This window comes from Pseudoalteromonas sp. Z1A6, from assembly GCF_011378745.1.
Taxonomy (GTDB): domain Bacteria; phylum Pseudomonadota; class Gammaproteobacteria; order Enterobacterales; family Alteromonadaceae; genus Pseudoalteromonas; species Pseudoalteromonas arctica.
In genome coordinates this window covers 1-589 of the sequence record NZ_WTKW01000701.1, presented here as the reverse complement: position 1 = coordinate 589, position 589 = coordinate 1, and the positions used below count along the sequence as shown (strand labels likewise).

The following is a 589-nucleotide window of genomic DNA, read 5'->3' as shown; positions in this document are numbered from 1 at the left end:
TATTGGGTTAATTACTCTAATTGAGCATTGTCTTTTTACACTAGCATTTATCAAGAAAACAGGTTTTGACTTCAAGTTCAATATGTTAAAAAAAGATTTAATAAAGACCTTTTTGTATACATCTTCGGCGTTTGCATCTACATATATAATCGCTTTACTTGGAGGAAAAATATATACGTTATTAGTATTTAATGTTTTAGGAAGTGAGGAAACAGCTGTTTTTGCTTTTTCAACACGAATGCTAGAGATACTTTTAGTGCCGACGCAAGTGTTTCCAGTCGTTATAATTCCACTTTTAATGAAAAGTATATTAAACAGAGATATTTTGTATACTCATATAAATAGGGTTTTTTCGTATTTATATTTGGGAATAACTTTGTTTTCTATATTGATTTTGCCTATTATCTTACCTTATATTATTGACGGTACCGAAAATATAGTCCAATTTTTACCTTTGTATTGTTTAACTTTAGTGTTTTCTTTGGGGAACAATCTAGCTGGCGTATATTTTATATCACTCAACTATAATAAAATATTAATTTATAGATCCTTGGCATTGCTTATTAGTAATTTAAGCACTGGTTTGTTG

At 28.5% G+C, this 589-nt stretch carries 1 protein-coding gene; it reads left to right on the top strand.

Going from position 1 to position 589, the window contains the following annotated elements:
* Positions 1–82 precede the first annotated feature (82 nt).
* On the top strand, positions 83–589 hold a 507-nt coding region (locus GQR46_RS20615; protein WP_206009750.1), incomplete at its 3' end, for a hypothetical protein.